The 1,879-nt window shown below is 57.5% G+C and carries 1 protein-coding gene; it reads right to left on the reverse strand.

Annotated features, from left to right (window positions below; genetic code table 11):
- Positions 1–66: 66 nt before the first annotated feature.
- Entirely contained in the window at positions 67–1,362 is a 1,296-nt protein-coding gene (locus tag DEM27_RS33345) for a hypothetical protein (RefSeq protein WP_245446317.1), read from the reverse strand.
- Positions 1,363–1,879: the final 517 nt, after the last annotated feature.

Raw genomic sequence — 1,879 nt, forward strand, 5'->3', positions numbered from 1 at the left:
CCAGCCACTAACGTAAATGTGGAATCGCTAAAATTTTAGTGATTCCACATTTTTTGGCGGAGGCGCTCACTCGAAATACAGGACATCCTCGAAGCGAACCGCGCCCTTTGCGAGGCCCAGACGCATCGCGGGTGTCTTGCCGTCTTTTCCCTTGGCGATGTAGTTGAAATAGGTCCGGAAGATCACAAGCATCTTCTCCACCATGTCCGGCGAATAGAACCCGTACAGGTACCATTTTCGCGAAGCCCGCCTCGGGTAGGATGGCGCTCGTTCGAGCCCTGCTATACTGCGCCTGACCTGCATGAAAAACCTGTCGACCTGATGCAGCGATGTGTCATGAAGGATCGTCGCGATCTCGATCCCGGTTCGACGGCCGTCGTCGGTGTAGAGGACAACCCGCTTTCCCGGCTCTGACTTGTTGATGAACGGGTATTCGATGCCTTTCTTGCGGAGCCTCTCTCCGCGCTCGGTGCGACTGATCTGATCCAACCCGCTCGTCACCAGGAAGTAGGTCAGCCAAGCCTTGAAGGGGTGCAGATGGGGATAGGCCTCCTCCGCCAATGCTCTGAGCTTGGCGGCCTCAAGCACGCGGCGGTTCTTCTCGTCGATGGTCACTCCCTTGTCGAAGGACATGACAGCGACATCGATCTTCTTGGCAATCGCGCGGTCGACCCAAGTTGCCAGCACAGCGGTCGGGAGACCGGGATCGGCATCGAGCGAAAAATAGACATGATCTGCGCTTCCGAGCAGATGACGCAGGTATTTGAAATGCCCGATCATGAGGTAGTCGATGTGAACCATCGCGCCCTGCCTCGGGAGCTGCCGATCAGAGGTCATATGCTCGGGGGCTTCCTGGTCTTCGCGCGTAGGCCCGAAGGTATAGGATGGCAATTGCATCGCCCTGGCGTAGTCCTCGAAGTTCCAAAGCCTTGCAAACTCTCGGAAAGCAGGCTTTCGAAGGAGGTCGCCACACTCTTCGACAAGCTCGTGGACTTCCAGCGTCGTCATCCGGAGGTCTAGCTGAGGGTGGCATGCGAGGACGTATCCGGTGCTCAGGCAGCTTGTCGCTATGGCCCGGAACTGGATGGTCTTCCGCATCTCCTTGGTAGGCCAGTTCACCATGTAGTCTTGCATGTCGGTGGCAAGCCGCATGTCGCCCAATCGCATCTCTGGAAGCCGTCGTTCGCGATCCGCGACGAACTTCACGCACTGGCCGTGGATGAAGTCGATCTTGTCGTAGACCGTCTTGGGATGGAGCCCCGTGACCTGTGCGATCCTCGCCAGTGCGACCTTGGCGACGAGAAGCTGGAAGACGGTCTTGTTCTCGTGCGATGTCCGCTGCCTGGCGTGGCCCTTGGACATCGAAAATGTTCCCCGGCACTCCCGGCATCGGAACCTAGCCTCGCCGCTCGCGTTCGTCCCGTGCCGGTAGTATCCTTCCGGGTGCGAATCAAGCGGTTTTGCGTGGTTCGAACAAGCCTGGTTCAGGCATCGGTGCCCGTGGGGGAGAGCAAGTGCCTGGAGGTGCCTGTCGAACTCCTCCCAGACCGCCTTGTTGCTCTTGATGACGGAGTGAGTCCCGCAGAATTTGCAAAAGATCGATGCGTCGGTCGAGGCCCCCGTGACCCGGTATGGTGTCCTGTGGTTCCCCGTTGGTCTACCTCGCGGTTGCGCTTCAACTTCGGCAGCGATGCCGAAGTTTGGACAATGCGGGTTTTTGCAAAAGTTGACGTTCACGCCCCTGTAGGGGAGTGGCAATCGAAATCGATTTTGGCCTTCCGAAGAAATCTCCGGCATGAGCAATACCCCCGATAACCTGCGTTATAAGGGGTATTGCTGAATATGGTCCTAACGATTCCACATTTAAGTTAGTGGCTGG

This window comes from Rhizobium album (assembly GCF_003122325.1).
Taxonomy (GTDB): Bacteria; Pseudomonadota; Alphaproteobacteria; order Rhizobiales; family Rhizobiaceae; genus Metarhizobium; species Metarhizobium album.

What these genes read in the sequence shown, in the direction of transcription:
- DEM27_RS33345 (WP_245446317.1), bottom strand. Translation starts at nt 1,362, where the DNA reads ATGTCCAAGGGCCACGCCAGGCAGCGGACATCGCACGAGAACAAGACC.